The organism is Streptomyces sp. NPDC057694 (genome assembly GCF_042799415.1).
Classification (GTDB): domain Bacteria; phylum Actinomycetota; class Actinomycetes; order Streptomycetales; family Streptomycetaceae; genus Streptomyces.
Genome location: NZ_JBHVIX010000010.1, coordinates 231110 through 248093 on the forward strand (window position 1 = coordinate 231110; position 16984 = coordinate 248093).

Sequence of the window (16984 nt, forward strand, 5' to 3'; positions counted from 1 at the left end):
TCAGAGCGCACCCCCGGCGGGGTACGGACCAGCCCGCGACGAATGTCTACGCCGCCGCAGGCAAGGTGCCCGCCAGCCACGTCGGGACCCCTCCCAGGAGGCGGAAGAGGCGGGTGGCCTCGGCGGTGAGGCGGGCCTTGGTCTCCGGTTCGGGTTCGGCCTCGGCCAGGGAGACCAGCGCGGGGGCGGTACCCACGAGAAAGCCCAGCTCCTCGCGCAGCCGCAGCGACTCGGCGAACCCCCGGCGGGCCTCCGCCAGCTCCCCCTCCCGCAGCGCGAGCCCGGCCAGATGCCGCCAGGTGAAGGAGAGCAGGAGAGGGTCACCGTGGGCCGTGGCCCCGGCATGGGCGCGCCGGTACGCGGCACGGGCGGCCTGCGGCGCGTCCGACAGGTTCTCCGCCATCAGCCCGCGCCGGAAGTCGAGCAGCGCCCGCCCGGCCGCGCCGGGAGCGATCAGCGCCGCCGCCCGCCCGAACGCGGAGCGGGCTTCGTCGACCCGGTCCCGGACCTTCAACAACGTAGCGGCGTAAGCGAGTTGACCGCGCTCACAGGCCGCGGCACCCCGCTCCTCGTCGGTGTGGGCCAGCGCCTCGGCGGCCCGCAGCGCGTCCTCGGCCTCGGCCCAGCCCTGCTCCGTGTAGAGACAGCGCTCACCGAGCAGCGCCGCCCGCTGGAGCGCGGCGGCCGGGTCGCCGACCGCGTGCCGGTCGAGGAGCGCCGCCGCGTCGGCCCAGCAGCCGCGCGAGCGCAGCCGCCACACCGCGGTCTGGAGTGGATCGTCCCCTGCGTTCGTTCCCGTACCAGACATGGCGGGATGCGCCACGTTGCCCTCCCCGAGCACGCCATCGAGCCGAGTTGATGAGGGGCATCTCAGCACGGATCACGGCACGGGGCCAAGGGGTTAGGTGAAAGAATTCACAAAGGCATGGGGTTGCGCATCAGCTCATCCTCAGGGCCAGGAAGAAGTCCAACTTGTCCTCCAGGCGGGAGAGATCACGGTTCGTCAGCTGTTCGATTCGGCCGACGCGATAGCGCAGCGTGTTGACGTGGAGGTGCAGCCGCGAGGCGCAGCGGGTCCACGAGCCGTCGCAGTCGAGGAACGCCTCCAGGGTCGGGATCAGCTCCGCGCGGTGCTTGCGGTCGTAGTCGCGCAGCGGGTCCAGGAGCCGGGCGGTGAAGGCGCGGCGCACGTCGTCCGGGACGAAGGGGAGCAGCAGGACGTGCGAGGCCAGCTCCTGGTGGCCCGCGGCGCAGACCAGGCCCGTGCGGGCCCCCGCGACCCGGCGGGCGTGCCGGGCCTCCTCCAGGGCGCCGCGCAGTCCCTCCGCCGAGTGCACGGCGGCGCTGACGCCGATGGTCAGCCGCCCGTCGTCGGCGAGCCCCGCCGACAGCGGATCCCGTACGGAGGCGAGCAGTGCGTCGGCGATCAGGCCCTGCTCCGCCCCGTTCTCCTCCGTCGGCACCGCGGGCAGCGGGACGAGCGCGATCGCCTCGTCGCCGGTGTGCGCCACGGCGATCCGGTCGGACGGCTCGGGGCCGGAGGACAGCGGGTCGACGAGGATCTCCTCCAGGAGGGACTGGGCGACGGGGCCGCCCTCGATGTCACCGCCCTCCCACTCGACCTTCGCCACGACGACCTGCCAGTGCGGAGCCGCGCCGAGCCCGGGCAGCAGCACCGGGGCGGCGACCCGCAGCCGGGCGGCGATCTCGGCCGGGGCGGCACCCGACTGGACCAGTTCGAGCACTTCCTGGGCGAGCCGGCGGCGTACCGTACGGGCCGCGTCGCGCCGGTCGCGCTCGACGGAGATCAGCTGGGTGACGCCCTGGAGCAGGTCGAGCCGCTCCTCGGGCCAGTCGCCCGCGTCCGCCTCGACGGCGAGCAGCCAGTCCGACAGCACCGTCTCGCGCACGTCACGGGAGCCCGCGAGGGCCGCGCCGCGGGCCCCGGAGCGGATCGGGAAGAGCGAGTACGTGCTCCCCTCGACGGTGACGCGGTGCGGGGCGCGGCGGCCCGTGCGGGTCGCCGACAGGTGCTCGGCGGCCAGCCGGGCACAGACCTCCCGGGGCAGCTCGGGCCCGCCGGCGGCTGAGCCCGCTATCGCCCGCCCGGCCGGGGAGAGCACCCAGGCGCGCAGGTCCAGGTCGCTGCCGAGCAGGTCGAGGACGACGTCGGGGCCGCCGCCCGTGGGGCCGGACGTCATCAGGCGCCGGTGCCGGTCCACGACCGCGGCGAGGTCGCCCGCGCGCTCGCCGGAGACCTGGCGCACCACGTGCTCCGTGATGGTCGCGAACGCCACCGACTCGTTCACGGCGAAGAGCGGGAGGCGGTGCTGTGCGCAGGCCTGGACGAGGTCGTCCGGGACGGCGCCCAGCTCGGCCTCGCCGGCCGCCAGGGCCGTCACCCCGGCCGCGTTGAGTATCCGTACGAAGGGTTCCGAGTCCGCCGCGTCCCGGCGCCAGGCCAGGCCCGTGAGGACCAGCTCGCCGCCGGACAGATAGCGGCTCGGGTCCCGCAGGTCCGTGGTCATCACGCCCCGGACGGTACGGTCGAGCTCTCCTTCGCCGCCGAGGAGCCTGAGGCCCAGCGCGTCCGTGTCCAGCAATGCGCGCAGCCGCATTCTTCGTCGCCGCCGATCTGTCTCGAAGTGTGCGTGGGGGAGTGCGTCGCCCGTTTCCCAGGGGAAACGGAGAGGTTACTGATGCCCTCCATTCATACGAATCTACAAGACACCCGTCTTGGTCAGCCAACTCCTTCATGGTTTCCGTGACTGACCCCCGTGCGGTACACCCCTGTGTACTGGGCCCACTCCGCGTGAACAGCACATGAACGAGCCTCTGTGATCCGCACATCCGTGGCTCGATCGCTTCGCCAGACGCTCACTGAACATCTGTACGACGCGAACGATTCGAACGATCCACGCACGACGCCGAACGATTACGAAGAAGAGAGCCGCTCATGGACTTCCTTCGCCCCGCCAGCTGGGAGGAGGCGCTCGCCGCCAAGGCCGAGCACCCCACGGCTGTGCCGATTGCGGGTGGCACCGATGTGATGGTCGAGATCAACTTCGACCACCGGCGGCCCGAGTACCTGCTCGACCTCAACCGCATCAGCGAGCTGAGCCAGTGGGAGGTGGGAGAGGGAGCCGACGGCACGGTCCGGCTCGGCGCCTCCGTCCCCTACACCAAGATCATGGAGGAGCTGCGCACCGAGCTGCCCGGCCTCGCGCTGGCCTCGCACACCGTCGCCTCGCCGCAGATCCGCAACCGCGGCGGCGTCGGCGGCAACCTCGGCACCGCCTCCCCGGCCGGTGACGCCCACCCCGCGCTCCTCGCGGGCGGCTGCGAGGTCGAGGCCGAGTCGGTGCGCGGCACCCGCATGATCCCGATCGACGAGTTCTACACGGGCGTCAAGCGCAACGCCCTGGCGCCCGACGAGCTGATCCGCGCCGTGCACCTGCCCAAGGCGCAGGGCCCGCAGCAGTACTCCAAGGTCGGCACCCGCAACGCCATGGTCATCGCCGTGTGCGCCTTCGGGCTCGCCGTCCACCCCGAGACGCGGACCGTGCGCACCGGCATCGGCTCCGCCGCCCCCACCCCCGTCCGCGCCAAGGAGGCCGAGCAGTTCCTCAACGCCGCGCTCGACGAGGGCGGCTTCTGGGACAACGGCAAGATCGTCACCCCGTCGGTCGCCAAGCAGTTCGCGGACCTGTGCGCCGCCGCCTGCAACCCGATCGACGACGTACGCGGCACCGCCTCGTACCGCCGGCACGCCGTCGGCATCATGGCCCGGCGCACGCTGACCTGGGCCTGGGAGTCCTTCCGCACCACGAACACGATGGGGGGCGTGGCGTAATGCGCGTCAATTTCACGGTCAACGGCCGCCGGCAGGAAGCCGACGACGTGTGGGAGGGCGAGTCCCTGCTGTACGTACTGCGTGAGCGGATGGGCCTGCCCGGCTCCAAGAACGCCTGCGAGCAGGGCGAGTGCGGTTCCTGCACCGTCCGGCTCGACGGCGTCCCGGTCTGTTCGTGTCTGGTCGCCGCCGGACAGGTCGAGGGCCGCGAGGTCGTCACCGTCGAGGGGCTCGCCGACTTCGCCCACCAGCGCTCCTGCGCGGGCGGTTCGCACGGCACCACGCTCCAGGAGGCCCAGGGCTGGTCCGCCAAGGGCACCGACTCGCAGACCGGCGAGGGCTCCGAACTCGCCCCGATCCAGCAGGCGTTCATCGACGCCGGCGCCGTCCAGTGCGGCTTCTGCACCCCCGGTCTGCTCGTCGCCGCCGACGAGATGCTGGAGCGCACCCCTAACCCGTCGGACGCGGACATCCGCGAGGCGCTCTCGGGCAACCTGTGCCGCTGCACCGGCTACGAGAAGATCATGGACGCGGTACGGCTCGCCGCCGCGCGCCAGTCCGAGGAGGTCTGAGGACATGGCTGACACCCGCACCACCGGTATCCCCTTCGACGTCACGCAGGGCGCCCCGACCAAGGGCGGCATCGGCGAGTCCACGCTCCGCCCGGACGGCACCCTCAAGGTCACCGGCGAGTTCGCGTACTCGTCCGACATGTGGCACGAGGACATGCTCTGGGGCCAGATCCTGCGCTCCACGGTCGCGCACGCCGAGATCGTCTCCATCGACACCGGCGAGGCCCTCGCCACCCCCGGCGTCTACGCGGTCCTCACCTACGACGACCTGCCGACCGAAGTGAAGACGTACGGCCTGGAGTTCAAGGACACCCCGGTCCTCGCGCACGGCAAGGTCCGCCACCACGGCGAGCCCGTCGCGCTGGTCGCGGCCGACCACCCGGAGACCGCGCGCCGCGCGGCCGCCAAGATCAAGGTCGAGTACCGCGAGCTGCCCGTCATCACCGACGAGGCGTCCGCGACCGCGCCGGACGCGATCCTCGTCCACGAGGGCCGCGACGACCACCACGCCGGTCACGTCCCGCACCAGAACATCGTGCACCGCCAGCCGATCGTCCGCGGCGACGTCGAGGAGGCGGCGAAGCGCGCCGACTTCGTCGTCGAGGGCGACTACGTCTTCGGCATGCAGGACCAGGCGTTCCTCGGCCCCGAGTCGGGTCTCGCCGTGCCGTCCGAGGACGGCGGCGTCGACCTGTACGTCGCCACCCAGTGGCTGCACTCCGACCTCGGGCAGATCGCGCCCGTCCTCGGCCTGCCCGAGGACAAGGTGCGCATGACGCTGGCCGGCGTCGGCGGCGCGTTCGGCGGCCGCGAGGACCTGTCGATGCAGATCCACGCCTGCCTGCTCGCCCTGCGCACGAACAAGCCGGTCAAGATCGTCTACAACCGGTTCGAGTCCTTCTTCGGGCACGTCCACCGCCACCCCGCCAAGCTCCACTACGAGCACGGAGTGACCAAGGACGGCAAGATCACGCACATGAAGTGCCGGATCGTGCTCGACGGCGGCGCCTACGCCTCCGCCTCCCCCGCGGTCGTCGGCAACGCCTCCTCGCTGAGCGTCGGCCCGTACGTCATCGACGACGTCGACATCGAGGCGATCGCGCTCTACTCCAACAACCCGCCCTGCGGGGCCATGCGCGGCTTCGGCGCGGTCCAGGCGTGCTTCGCGTACGAGGCGCAGATGGACAAGCTCGCCGACGTCATCGGCATGGACCGGGTCGCGTTCCGCCAGCTCAACGCCATGGAGCAGGGGACCATCATGCCGACCGGGCAGCCGGTCGACTCACCCGCTCCGGTCGCCGAACTGCTGCGCCGCGTCAAGGCGATGCCGCTGCCCATGGAGCGCCAGTGGGAGTCCAGCGAGGGCTCCGACGTGCGCCAGCTGCCGGGCGGCCTGTCCAACACCACGCACGGCGAGGGCGTCGTCCGCGGTGTCGGCTACGCGGTCGGCATCAAGAACGTCGGCTTCTCCGAGGGCTTCGACGACTACTCCACCGCCAAGGTGCGCATGGAGGTGGTCGGCGGTGAGGCCGTCGCCACCGTGCACACCGCGATGGCGGAGGTCGGCCAGGGCGGCATCACCGTCCACGCGCAGATCGCCCGCACCGAACTCGGCGTCGCGCAGGTCACCATCCACCCCGCCGACACCCAGGTGGGCTCGGCCGGCTCGACGTCCGCCTCCCGGCAGACGTACGTCACCGGCGGCGCCGTCAAGAACGCCTGCGAGCTGGTGCGCGAGAAGGTCCTGGAGATCGGCCGCCGCAAGATGGGCACCTACCACCCGGCGTGGGCGACGGCCGAACTCCTCCTGGAGGGCGGCAAGGTCGTCACCGACGGCGGCGAGGTCCTCGCGGACCTGGTCGACGTACTGGAGGGCGAGGCCGTCGAGCTGGAGGAGGAGTGGCGCCACCGGCCCACCGAGGCCTTCGACCTGGTCACCGGCCAGGGCAACGGCCACGTGCAGTACTCCTTCGCCGCGCACCGCGCCGTCGTCGAGGTCGACACCGAACTCGGCCTGGTCAAGGTCATCGAACTGGCCTGCGCCCAGGACGTCGGCAAGGCGCTCAACCCGCTGTCCGTCGTCGGACAGATCCAGGGCGGCACCCTCCAGGGCATGGGCATCGCGGTGATGGAGGAGATCGTCGTCGACCCCAAGACGGCGAAGGTGCGCAACCCCTCCTTCACCGACTACCTGCTCCCCACGATCCTCGACACGCCGACCATCCCGGTCGACGTGCTCGAACTCGCCGACGAGCACGCCCCGTACGGGCTGCGCGGCATCGGCGAGGCACCGACCCTGTCGTCCACCCCGGCCGTCCTCGCGGCGATCCGGAACGCGACCGGTCTCGAGCTCAACCGGACTCCGGTCCGGCCCGAGCACCTGACGGGCACGGCCTCGGCCTAGTCCCGCCCTCCGCGGGATGCCGGTCCCGGTACCGGCATCCCGCACCCCGTTACGTCTCGGGCCGTCCCCCGGGTCGTGCAGCCATCCCAAAACCCGCGCAACGTCGAGAAGTTCGCGGGTGCCCCTGTGAACCTTGGGAAACGAGGCACCATGACCCAGCAGTCCGTGGAGCCGAAGACCGCCGCGGAGGACGCGGGCGCGGGAACGCGCCAGCCCTCCGGACGATCTTGGCTCGACCGCTACTTCCACATCTCCGAGCGAGGGTCGACGTTCGCGCGCGAGGTGCGCGGCGGCATCACCACCTTCATGGCGATGTGTTACATCCTCCTGCTCAACCCGCTGCTGCTCGGCGGCCCCGACGTGGACGGGAACAAGCTCAGCCACGCCGGGCTGATCACGGCCACCGCGCTCGCCGCCGCCGTGTGCACCCTCCTGATGGGCTTCGTCGGCAAGGTCCCGCTCGCACTTGCCGCGGGCCTGTCCGTCTCCGGCGTCCTCGCCACACAGGTGGCGCCCAACATGACGTGGCCGCAGGCCATGGGCATGTGCGTGCTCTACGGCGTCGTGATCGTGCTGCTGGTCCTCACCGGGCTGCGCGAGATCATCATGAACGCGATACCGCTCGCCCTGAAGCACGGCATCACCATCGGCATCGGCATGTTCATCGCCCTGATCGGGCTGGTCAACGCCGGGTTCGTGGGCAAGGGCAACCCGGTCACCCTGGGCACCGGCGGTCAGCTCTCCGGCTGGCCCGTGCTGCTCTTCAGCGTCACCCTGCTGCTCATCTTCATGCTCCAGGCGCGCAACATCCCCGGCGCGATCCTGATCGGCATCGTCGTCGGCACCATCCTCGCCGTTATCGTCAACGCGGCCTTCGACCTCAGCCCCAAGGTCTGGAACGGCAGCCCGCCCGCACTGTCCGGCAGCGCCGTCTCCATGCCCGACTTCGGACTCTTCGGCCACGTCGAGTTCGGCGGCTGGGGCTCCATCGGCGGCATGACCGTCGGCATGATCGTCTTCACCCTGGTCCTCGCCGGCTTCTTCGACGCCATGGCCACCATCATCGGCGTCGGCACCGAGGCCAAGCTCGCCGACGACAAGGGCCGCATGCCGGGCCTGTCCAAGGCGCTGTTCATCGACGGCGCCGGCGGCGCGATCGGCGGTGTGGCGGGCGCCTCCGGGCAGACCGTCTTCATCGAGTCGGCGACCGGCGTCGGCGAGGGCGCCCGCACGGGCCTGTCCTCCGTCGTCACCGGCCTGTTCTTCGCGCTCGGCCTGTTCTTCACGCCGCTCGCGCAGATCGTGCCGGGCCAGGTGGCCGCCGCCGCGCTCGTCGTCATCGGCGCCATGATGATGCAGAACGCGCGGCACGTGGACTGGGCCGACCGGTCCGTGGCCGTGCCGGTGTTCCTCACCGTCGCCCTGATGCCGTTCACCTACTCGATCACGGCGGGCGTCGGCGCGGGCGTCATCTCGTACACCGCGATCAAGGCCGCCCAGGGGAAGTTCCGCGAGATCGGCGCCTTCATGTGGGTGCTGACCCTCGTCTTCCTCGTCTACTTCGGCCTGCACCCCATCGAGAGCTGGCTGGGCGTCAAGTAACGCCCGCGCTCCTACCCCTGCGTATCCGTTAAGGAGACCGAGACATGCTGGACATCGCCGAAGAGCTCGACCGGTGGGTCGGGCAGGGACGCGACTTCGCCGTGGCCACCGTGGTGGCCGTCGGCGGCAGCGCGCCCCGGCAACCGGGAGCGGCGCTCGCCGTCGACAGCGAGGGCACCGCGATCGGCTCGGTCTCCGGCGGCTGCGTGGAGGGCGCGGTCTACGAACTGTGCCGACAGGCCCTGGAGGACGGCGAACCCGTCCTCGAACGGTTCGGGTACAGCGACGACGACGCGTTCGCCGTGGGGCTCACCTGCGGCGGCGTGATCGACATCCTCGTCACCCCCGTACGCGCCGGTGACCAGGCCGTACGCGGCGTGGTCGGGGCCGCGCTCGCCGCCGCCGCACGGGGGAGGGCGGCGGCGCTCGCGCGGATCGTGTCGGGTCCCGCCGAGCTGATGGGGCGGGCGGTGCTCGTCCGCCCCGACGGCTCGCACGAGGGCGGGTTCGGGGCCCATCCCGAGCTGGACCGCACGGTGGTGCGGGAGGCCGCCGCGTACCTCGACGCGGGCCGCACCGCCACCCTGGAGATCGGTGAGCAGGGCTCGCGCTGCGGAGCACCGCTCACCCTGCTGATCGAGTCGTCCGTCCCCCCGCCCCGCATGATCGTGTTCGGCGCGATCGACTTCGCGTCGGCGCTGGTCCGGATGGGCAAGTTCCTCGGCTACCGCGTCACCGTGTGCGACGCGCGGCCCGTCTTCGCGACGGCCGCGCGGTTCCCGGACGCCGACGAGATCGTCATCGAGTGGCCGCACAAATACCTGGCACGGACCGAGGTCGACGGACGCACCGTGCTGTGCGTGCTCACGCACGACGCCAAGTTCGACGTCCCCCTGCTCCAGCTCGCGCTGCGGCTGCCGGTCGCGTACGTCGGGGCGATGGGCTCCCGCCGCACCCACCTGGACCGCAACGAACGGCTGCGCGAAGTGGGCGTGGGAGAGATGGAGTTGGCGCGGCTGCGCTCACCCATCGGCCTCGACCTGGGTGCCCGCACACCGGAGGAGGTGGCGGTGTCCATCGCCTCCGAGATCGTGGCCGGCCGGCGCGGTGGCAGCGGGGTCTCGCTGACCGGCGCGCACACGCCGATCCATCACGAGGCGGGCCCCGCGGTACGGATCGGTTCGGTGGCCTGAGGGGGCTTGAGGGCCCTGAGGGGGACGGAGGAGGCGGGGGCCGTGCGCGGCCCCCGTCAGCCGCCGTTCCGCAGCAGCCCGTCCACCGCCCGCCCGAACATCCACCGCCCGGCGATCCTGAGCACAGGATCCGCCGCGCGCGGCACCCAGCGGACCGCCAGTTCCTCGCGCCACTCCACCCGGGAGCCGCCCCCGCCGCCGAGCGCCCGCACCTCGAACTCCGCCCAGCCGGTGACGAAGCGGCCGCGCTTCTCCAGCCGGCAGCGGCGCGGCGGCTGCCACACCACGACCTCCATCGGGTCGTCGAAGCCGAGCCGGCCCGTGGTGCCGGTGCGGGCCACGAAGACGGTGCCCGCGGCGGTCGGCGGCGGTGTGGTCACGGTGATGCGGGTCAGGGGGACGACGTCGCCGTGCCGCTCCCAGTCGGTCAGCCGGAGCCATGCCTCGGCGGGGCTGAGGGATGTGTCGCGGACGATCCGGATTTGGGCGCTCATGCCGCGATGCTAGGCCGCCGGAGCCGTCACGGCTTGTAGATCTTGCCCGGTTCGGCCTTGCCCGGCGCCAGGAGCTGGGGGACCGTCACGAAGACGTAGCCCTTCGCCTTGAGCCGGTCGATGATGGCGGGCACCGCGGGCACGGTGTTCTTGTAGATGTCGTGCAGCAGGATGATCGAGTCCCGGTGCGTCTGCTGCACGGCCCGCTCGGTGATCGTCTTCGACGGCGGCAGCGTGTAGTCCTTCGTGGTCACGTCCCACAGGACCTGCGCGAGCCCCTCCTCCTTGGCCAGCTCGCTCACATGGTCGTTCGTGCGGCCCTGCGGCGGGCGCATCAGCGTGGGGCGCTTGCCGGTGAGCTTCTCCACCGCGTCGTCGGTGCGCTTGAACTCGTCGCGGACCGCGTCGTCGTCGAGGTCGGTGAGGATCTTGTGGTCCCAGGTGTGACTGGCGAGTTCGTGCCCCTCGCGCGCCATCCGCTTCACCAGCTCGGGGTGCTCGGCGATGTGGTTCTTGCCGAGCAGGAAGAAGGTGGCCGGGACCTTCTTGTCCTTGAGGATGTCCAGCAGCCGGGGGCTGTTCTCGCTCGGGCCCGCGTCGAAGGTGAGCGCGACGCACTTGGCCCGGCGGCAGTCGACCGTGCCGAACGCCGCCACGGGCTTGGCGTCGGCCGCGCGGGCGGCGCTCGGCTTCGACGTGTCGTACTTCGTACAGCCGCTCAGGCCGACGGAAAGGGCTCCGGCTGCGGCGATCGCCGCCCCTGCCCGGAACCCTTTCCGTATTTTCATCATCTTTTCATGTGCGGCAAACATGCTGCGCACTATACACATGGTTTGTACACCGAGTGTATAGCTACTTGAGCTGCCGTTTTACTGTCAGGTGACCTGCTTCACGCCGCCTTGTAGGCGGTGATCAGCTTGGCCAGCGCACCCGCGTAGTCGCCGCTCAGCGACAGATGATCGGCGTCCGCGAACGGCTTGGCCCACGCCTGACGCACCGCACCGCCCGCCTTCGCCTGGACGATCAGCCGCGCCTCGGCCACGAGCGCCTGTCCGGCCTTCGCGTCGTGCGCATGCCGCGCCGAGCGCGCGAGCGCCTGGAGCGCGCGCTCACCCCCGGCAGGCGCCTTGGTCAGCGTGGTCAGCCCGTAGCCGTAGGGGAACTGCGGATCGTACGAGGCGTCGCCCACGTTGATCGGCAGCTGGGACTCCGACTTCGGCCAGGTGACCGGGAGCTGACCGGTGAAGGCCTTCCTGCCGTAGAGCACGTCGGCGACGCCGTCGCCCTCCGTGCCGGGCAGCCAGGACGCCACAAGGCCGTCGATCTCGCCGAGCCGGTCGCCGATGAGCTGCGGCCGTCCGGAGACCGTGAGCACCACGCACTTCATCGCGCCGCACACCTTGTCGACGGCTGCCTTGTCGGCGGCCGTCAGCTCCAGGTCGTTGCCGTTGCCGACATCGCCCACGCCCTCCGCGTACGGAGTTTCGCCGACCACGACCACGCCCACGTCGTAGCCGTCCGTCGACGCCGAGGCGTCCTTGGAGTACGAGACGGTGGCGCCCGGAGCGGCCTTCTTCATCGCCTGGAGGATCGTCGTCCCGTCGATGATGTTCCCGGACGAGCCCTGCCAGGTGATGGTCCAGCCACCGGCCTGGTTGCCGATGTCGTCGGCGTTGGACCCGGCGACGTACACCTTCTGCGACTTCTTCAGCGGCAGCACGTTCCCGGAGTTCTTCAGCAGCACCTGCGACTCGGCCGCCGCCTGCCGGGCCACGGCGCGGTGCGCGGCGCTGCCGATCCGGTCGGCGTTCGAGGAGGCTGTGTCGACGTAGGGGTGCTCGAACAGCCCGAGCTTGAACTTCTGGGTCAGGATGCGGGAGACGGCGTCGTCGATCCGCTTCGTGGTGACGTTGCCGGCCTCGACCTCGCCGACCAGGTCGTCCCGGAACTCCTTGTACGAGTACGGCGCCATGACCATGTCGACGCCCGCGTTGACCGACGTACGCACGTCGCTCTTGTAGTCGCCCGGAATCTGGTCGATGCCGTTGTAGTCACTGATGACGAAGCCCTCGAAGCCGAGCTTGTCCTTCAGCTCGCCGTTGATCATCTTGGCGTCGGCGTGCATCTTGACCGGGCCCTCGCCGTCGCCGATGACGTCCAGCGACGAGTACGACGGCATCACCGTGCCGACGCCGCGCTCGACCGCGTCGCCGAACGGCGCGAGGTGCACCGCCTCCAACTCCTGCTTCGTCACGGTCGTGACGCCCTGGTCGACGGTGTACGAGCCGGTGGTCGACGAGCCGTACGCGGTGCCGCCGTCGCCGACGAAGTGCTTCGCGGTGGCCAGGACCTTGTCGTCGCGGTCCAGGTCACGGCCGTCGGCACGGCCCTGGAAGCCCTGGATCATCGTCTCCATCTTCTTCACGAGCGCCGGGTCCTCGCCGAACGACTCGTAGGAGCGGCCCCAGCGTTCGTCGCGCGAGACGCACAGGCAGGGCGCGAAGTCCCACGGGACGCCGGTCGCCCGCACCTCGGACGCGGTCACCGCCCCGGTCTTCTCGGCGAGCGCCGCGTCACGCGTCGCACCGATGCCGATGTTGTGCGGCATGATCGTCGCGCCGGCCAGGTTGTTGTGCCCGTGCACCGCGTCCACGCCGTAGATCAGCGGGATCTGGAACCGGGTCGCCTGCGCCCGCAGCTGGAAGCCGTCGATCATCTTCGACCACGCGGCCGCCGTGTTCGGCGTCGGCGTGGAACCGCCGCCGGAGAGCAGCGAACCCAGGTCGTACGAGGACACGTCCCCGCCCGCGCCCACACCGCCCCGCTCGGCCTGCGTCATCTGACCGGCCTTCTCCGCGAGGGACATCCGGGAGACGAGGTCGGCGACCCGCTTCTTGATCGGAAGCTTGGCATCGAGGTAGGGCAGGCCGTGCGCGTCGACGACCACCTGGGGTGTCTCCGCGGGCGCCTTGGCGCCGGTCACGGTGAGCTTCAGCGGGATCGTCTCGGCGTTCTCCGCCTTGTCCTTGTCCTTGGTCGTGGCGACCGTGACGGTCTTCGTCGCGCCGGACGCGGTGCCCGCGGGGAAGGTCACCTTGCCGCTGACGGGCCGGTAGTCCTTGCCCGCCGTCGCCGTGCCGCCCTCGGTGGCGTACGCGATCGTGACGTCGTCCGCGACCGGCACATTGCCCGTGGTCGTCACGGACAGCTTCACCTTCGCCGAGCCGCCCTCCTTCACCGGGTACACGGCGGCGTCCGTCGTCACCGCCGCCCGCAGCGCCGGGTCGGCCTTGCCGTACAACTCCACGCCGTCCATGGCGAACTGCGACTTCGTGCCGGTGGGCAGCGTGACCGCGTAGCCCCACATCTTGTCGAGGCCGAGGACCTGGTCGATGCCGCCGACCGGCTGGTAGTCGGTGCGGTACGCGAACTGCGTGAACGGCAGCTCGACCTGCTTCCACCCGGAGAAGTCGTCGGTGAACTGCGTGTTCCACAGCTCGGACGCCTCGCCGTGCGCGCCGCCGTCCTTGATCTCGAACGTGAGCTTGCGGCCGGAGTCGTCGCCGTACCACCAGAAGCGGATGCCGCGGTGCGCCGACCAGTCGTGGGCGGGCTGGTCGGCGGCGAAGTCATGGCTGAATCCGCCGTAACCGCTGATGTCGTACGACCCTTCGAGCACCTGCGCGCCCTCGGGTGCGTCCGTGCGCTCCTTCAGCTCCAGCTTCGGCGGATCGTCGCTGTCGCCGCCCCAGGTGAAGAGGCCCTCGGCGGGCTGGTTCGCGAAGGGCACCTCGCCCTCGAAGCGGTCGACGGACACGGGCGCCGGATCGTCCGCCGAAGCGGCCGGTCCTGCGGTGGTCAGGGGCAGCAGTCCCGCGGCGAGCGCGGAGACGGCCAGCAGAGCCGCCCGTCTTCTTCTGCTGTTCCGGTGCGGGGGTGTGACGTGACGCAAGATTCCCTCCCGATGGTCCCGATACGGGTGCTGGTGGTGCGTCTGGTGCGTCGCTGTGTGCCCGAGCGTCTTAATTCAAGAGTTGAGTTAATGGGGGCGAAGTGAGGGCGTCAAGTCGTCGGAAAGTAAAGGGAGTTGGGGGTGATCGTCCGGCCGTGCCCGATTGACAGGTCCGGCGTCGCCCCGGATCGTGGCACCAGGGCTGTGACACCTGACGGTTGGGGGACCGCTATGAGGTGGCCGGGGGACACGTCCGACAGTTCGGGGCGGGAAGACGGAGCGGACGGCGCGAGCGGGGGAGGCGGCCGGTTCGGGCCACCTCCGCAGATGCCGCCCGCGCCCGTGCCGCCCGCCACCGCGCCGCTGCCGCCCATGCCGCCGGGTCCGCCGGGTCCGCCGGACTACGGACCGCCGGAGGCGCTGCGGTTCGGGCCGCCGCCTCCGCCAGGGACGCCGCCCGGCCCCGCCGATCCGGTCCGCGCCGTCGCCGCCGGACTGCTCAACCTCTCGGGGCTCGGCCTCGGTTACGCCCTGCTGCGGCACTGGGCGCTCACCGCGCTCGCTCTCGCGGCGACCGCCGGGCTGCTGATCGTCGCACTGCCCGCCGACCCCGACGGCGTGCCCGCCTGGGCGGTCGCCGGGTACCTCGTCCTGCTCGCGGCCGCCGCGGCGGACGGCGCCCGCCGGGGCCTGCGCGCACCGGCAACCGCCGTACGCGTCAGACCTGTTGTGGCCCTCGCGCTCGGTGTGCTGCTGCTCGCCGTGCCCGCCGGTGGGGCGCTCGGGTACGGGGCACTGCGCGACGACGCCGTGGAGGCGATGCTGCTGGACCGCCTTGAGCGGACCGACGCCCTCGTCGCGAAGACCGCAGGCCAGGACTTCGCGCAGGCCCACCCCGACTACCGCACCGCCCTCGGCCGCTACCACGACCTCACCGAGGACCACCCCGGCTCCCGGGCCGCGCACCAGGTCCACGCCAGCCTCGTCGCGTACTACAGGACCGTCGCCGCGCCCTACGCCGACCACGAGCACTGCGCGGCCGTCGCGCCCCTCGCCTATCTGCGGGACGTGCCCCGGTCCATCGACCGGGACGTCCTCGGCGACCTGGCCCGCTGGCCCGACGGACGCCTCGCCGCCTCGCTGCTCGCCTGCGGCACCGGCAAACTCGGCACCGGCGAGGGCGACGGGCACGGCGGCGAACTCGGCCAACTCCTGCGCACGTTCCCCGACTCGAAGCAGGCCGCCGAAGTCGAACCCGCCCTGCACGCGGCCGTCGAGCGGCGCGCCGGTGAACTCGACGGCGCCGAACCCTGCCCCGCCACCGACGCGCTGCGCAGGATCGGCGACACCGCGAAGGAACTGCCCGCGCCCGCCCCCGCCCATCTGCGCGGCGACGTCGACAAGGCGGTGCGCGACGGTGCGTACGCCTGTGGCCTCGACCAGTTCAAGGACGAGAAGTTCGGCGCGGCCCGCACGACACTGACCGACTTCGCGGGCACCTACAAGAGCGACAAGCGGCGCGCCCGCGCCCGGCAGGTCGCGATCGCCGCCGAGATCGCCGAGCAACGGCCCTCGGCCGGGCTCCACTTGCCGCCCGCGCACTCCCCGGGCGGCACCCGCATGCAACTGGTGATCAGCAACGACGGGCCGGACCCCGTCGAGGTCCTGTACACCGGCCCGGTCACCGGGCGCGTCACCATCCCCGGCTGCGGCTCCTGCCGGACGTACTCCAGCGAGACGGCAGGGCGTTCCAAGGCGTGCCGGGCGAGCGGCAAGAACTACCCGCACACGACGCTCCGGCTGCCCGCGGGGTCGTACGACTTCCTGCACAAGCCCGGCGGCGCCGCGGGGACGGCGAACAGCCGCGCCGCGGGCGGCGTCATCGAGCCCGGATACACCTACACCCAGTGCAGTTACGTGGTCGGCGGCGGGGGACTCGGCCAGAATCTGTGACGGCGGGCGGAGCGCCGGGCCCGCAGGAGCGTGGCGGGAACCGCCGGGATAGGCTCGGACATCCCCGCCCGTGAAGAAGGCCCGCACCTCCATGCCGAACGAGCCCGTAGAGACGGCCCAGGCCGCCCCGGCCCCCGCCGCCCCGCGCGTCACGCCCTGGCGGGACCAGGCACCGGTGATCGGCGTCGTCGCGCTCGGCGGCGCCGTCGGCGCCTGCGCCCGTTACGGCGCCGCGCTCCTGTGGCCCACCGCGCCCGGCGCCTTCCCGTGGACGACGCTGTGGGTGAACGTGATCGGCTGCGCCGTGATGGGCGTCCTCATGGCCCTCCTCACGGAGGTGTGGCAGGCGCACCGGCTGGTCCGCCCGTTCTTCGGCACCGGCGTCCTCGGCGGCTTCACCACCTTCTCGACGTACACCGTGGACATCAGGGCCCTGACCGACGGCGGCGAGGCACGCACCGCGCTCGGCTATCTGGCGCTGACCGTGTGCGCCGCCCTCGCGGCGGTCTGGACGGGGTCGCAGCTGACCCGCCGCGTCGTCGCACGCGGCCGGCGGACGCAGGACGGCGGAGGAGCGGCGTGAACTGGCTACTGGTGATCGCGGGCGCCGTGGTCGGCGCCCCGCTGCGCTATCTCACCGACCGCACGGTGCAGGCCCGGCACGACACGGTGTTCCCCTGGGGCACGTTCGCCGTGAACGTCGTCGGCTCGCTCATCCTCGGCCTGCTCACCGGCGCCGTCGCCGCGGGCGCGGCCTCCTCGCACCTCCAACTCCTCATCGGCACGGGCCTGTGCGGCGCCTTGACGACGTACTCCACGTTCTCGTACGAGACCCTGCGGCTCGCGGAGACGGGCGCCCGCTTCTACGCGGCGGTCAACGTGATCGGCAGCGTGGCGGCGGGCCTCGGCTCCGCGTTCGTCGGAACGGCGCTGGCCCAGGCGTTCTGGGCCTGAGCGGGCG

At 71.7% G+C, this 16984-nt stretch carries 13 protein-coding genes; 8 read left to right on the plus strand and 5 right to left on the minus strand.

What is annotated here, in order from left to right; genetic code table 11:
• Positions 1-46: 46 nt before the first annotated feature.
• On the minus strand, positions 47-808 hold the full coding sequence (locus ACFVDP_RS23090; protein WP_383492495.1) for a hypothetical protein: 762 nt from the start codon (positions 806-808) through the stop codon (positions 47-49).
• Between the two features lie 130 nt (positions 809-938).
• Positions 939-2618 carry a PucR family transcriptional regulator gene (locus ACFVDP_RS23095; protein ID WP_383492498.1) on the minus strand — a complete coding sequence of 560 codons (1680 nt, stop codon included), beginning with the start codon at positions 2616-2618 and terminating at the stop codon, positions 939-941.
• Between the two features lie 338 nt (positions 2619-2956).
• On the opposite strand from ACFVDP_RS23095, the gene ACFVDP_RS23100 reads away from it, so the two are divergent.
• From ACFVDP_RS23100 to ACFVDP_RS23120, 5 genes are all read left to right on the plus strand, one after another.
• The gene (locus ACFVDP_RS23100; protein WP_383492501.1) at positions 2957-3853 is read left to right on the plus strand and encodes an FAD binding domain-containing protein; all 897 of its coding nucleotides are present in this window, start codon (positions 2957-2959) and stop codon (positions 3851-3853) included.
• Positions 3853-4425: a (2Fe-2S)-binding protein gene (locus ACFVDP_RS23105; protein ID WP_383492504.1), complete on the plus strand. Its 573-nt coding sequence runs from the start codon at positions 3853-3855 to the stop codon at positions 4423-4425. Before ACFVDP_RS23100 ends, ACFVDP_RS23105 begins: the two co-directional genes overlap by 1 nt.
• A gap of 4 nt (positions 4426-4429) precedes the next feature.
• On the plus strand, positions 4430-6829 hold the full coding sequence (locus tag ACFVDP_RS23110) for a xanthine dehydrogenase family protein molybdopterin-binding subunit (RefSeq protein WP_383492507.1): 2400 nt from the start codon (positions 4430-4432) through the stop codon (positions 6827-6829).
• Positions 6830-6979: 150 nt separating this feature from the next.
• Positions 6980-8431, plus strand: coding sequence for an NCS2 family permease (locus ACFVDP_RS23115; RefSeq protein WP_383492510.1), 1452 nt, complete (start codon positions 6980-6982; stop codon positions 8429-8431).
• A 44-nt stretch (positions 8432-8475) separates the two neighbouring features.
• Positions 8476-9624: an XdhC family protein gene (locus ACFVDP_RS23120; protein ID WP_383492513.1), complete on the plus strand. Its 1149-nt coding sequence runs from the start codon at positions 8476-8478 to the stop codon at positions 9622-9624.
• Between the two features lie 56 nt (positions 9625-9680).
• On the opposite strand, the gene ACFVDP_RS23125 is transcribed toward ACFVDP_RS23120, so the two are convergent.
• The 3 genes from ACFVDP_RS23125 to ACFVDP_RS23135 all read right to left on the minus strand — a co-directional run bounded on the left by ACFVDP_RS23125 (position 9681) and on the right by ACFVDP_RS23135 (position 14070).
• On the minus strand, positions 9681-10118 hold the full coding sequence (locus tag ACFVDP_RS23125; protein WP_383492516.1) for an SRPBCC family protein: 438 nt from the start codon (positions 10116-10118) through the stop codon (positions 9681-9683).
• Positions 10119-10144: 26 nt separating this feature from the next.
• Positions 10145-10930 carry a polysaccharide deacetylase family protein gene (locus tag ACFVDP_RS23130; RefSeq protein WP_383492519.1) on the minus strand — a complete coding sequence of 262 codons (786 nt, stop codon included), beginning with the start codon at positions 10928-10930 and terminating at the stop codon, positions 10145-10147.
• Positions 10931-11007: 77 nt separating this feature from the next.
• A complete protein-coding gene (locus tag ACFVDP_RS23135) occupies positions 11008-14070 on the minus strand; it encodes a glycoside hydrolase family 3 N-terminal domain-containing protein (RefSeq protein ID WP_383492521.1) in 3063 nt (1020 codons plus the stop codon).
• 327 nt (positions 14071-14397) lie between these two features.
• Here ACFVDP_RS23135 and ACFVDP_RS23140 point away from each other — a divergent pair, with 327 nt between their 5' ends.
• The 3 genes from ACFVDP_RS23140 (at position 14398) to crcB (ACFVDP_RS23150) (ending at position 16977) form a co-directional block, all read left to right on the plus strand.
• Positions 14398-16023, plus strand: a complete 1626-nt coding sequence (locus tag ACFVDP_RS23140; RefSeq protein WP_383492523.1) for a hypothetical protein — start codon at positions 14398-14400, stop codon at positions 16021-16023.
• Positions 16024-16114: 91 nt separating this feature from the next.
• Positions 16115-16606 (plus strand): fluoride efflux transporter CrcB, encoded by a 492-nt coding sequence (crcB, locus tag ACFVDP_RS23145; RefSeq protein WP_383492526.1) that lies wholly within the window; start codon positions 16115-16117, stop codon positions 16604-16606.
• The gene (gene crcB, locus ACFVDP_RS23150) at positions 16603-16977 is read left to right on the plus strand and encodes a fluoride efflux transporter CrcB (RefSeq protein WP_383492529.1); all 375 of its coding nucleotides are present in this window, start codon (positions 16603-16605) and stop codon (positions 16975-16977) included. Before crcB (ACFVDP_RS23145) ends, crcB (ACFVDP_RS23150) begins: the two co-directional genes overlap by 4 nt.
• Positions 16978-16984: the final 7 nt, after the last annotated feature.

Excerpts from the sequence above, each read along its gene's own strand:
- ACFVDP_RS23090 (WP_383492495.1), bottom strand. The coding sequence starts at position 808 with ATGTCTGGTACGGGAACGAACGCAGGGGACGATCCACTCCAGACCGCG.
- ACFVDP_RS23095 (WP_383492498.1), bottom strand. The coding sequence starts at position 2,618 with ATGCGGCTGCGCGCATTGCTGGACACGGACGCGCTGGGCCTCAGGCTC.
- ACFVDP_RS23100 (WP_383492501.1), top strand. The coding sequence starts at position 2,957 with ATGGACTTCCTTCGCCCCGCCAGCTGGGAGGAGGCGCTCGCCGCCAAG.
- ACFVDP_RS23105 (WP_383492504.1), top strand. The coding sequence starts at position 3,853 with ATGCGCGTCAATTTCACGGTCAACGGCCGCCGGCAGGAAGCCGACGAC.
- ACFVDP_RS23110 (WP_383492507.1), top strand. The coding sequence starts at position 4,430 with ATGGCTGACACCCGCACCACCGGTATCCCCTTCGACGTCACGCAGGGC.
- ACFVDP_RS23115 (WP_383492510.1), top strand. The coding sequence starts at position 6,980 with ATGACCCAGCAGTCCGTGGAGCCGAAGACCGCCGCGGAGGACGCGGGC.
- ACFVDP_RS23120 (WP_383492513.1), top strand. The coding sequence starts at position 8,476 with ATGCTGGACATCGCCGAAGAGCTCGACCGGTGGGTCGGGCAGGGACGC.
- ACFVDP_RS23125 (WP_383492516.1), bottom strand. The coding sequence starts at position 10,118 with ATGAGCGCCCAAATCCGGATCGTCCGCGACACATCCCTCAGCCCCGCC.
- ACFVDP_RS23130 (WP_383492519.1), bottom strand. The coding sequence starts at position 10,930 with ATGTTTGCCGCACATGAAAAGATGATGAAAATACGGAAAGGGTTCCGG.
- ACFVDP_RS23140 (WP_383492523.1), top strand. The coding sequence starts at position 14,398 with ATGCCGCCCGCGCCCGTGCCGCCCGCCACCGCGCCGCTGCCGCCCATG.
- crcB (WP_383492526.1), top strand. The coding sequence starts at position 16,115 with ATGCCGAACGAGCCCGTAGAGACGGCCCAGGCCGCCCCGGCCCCCGCC.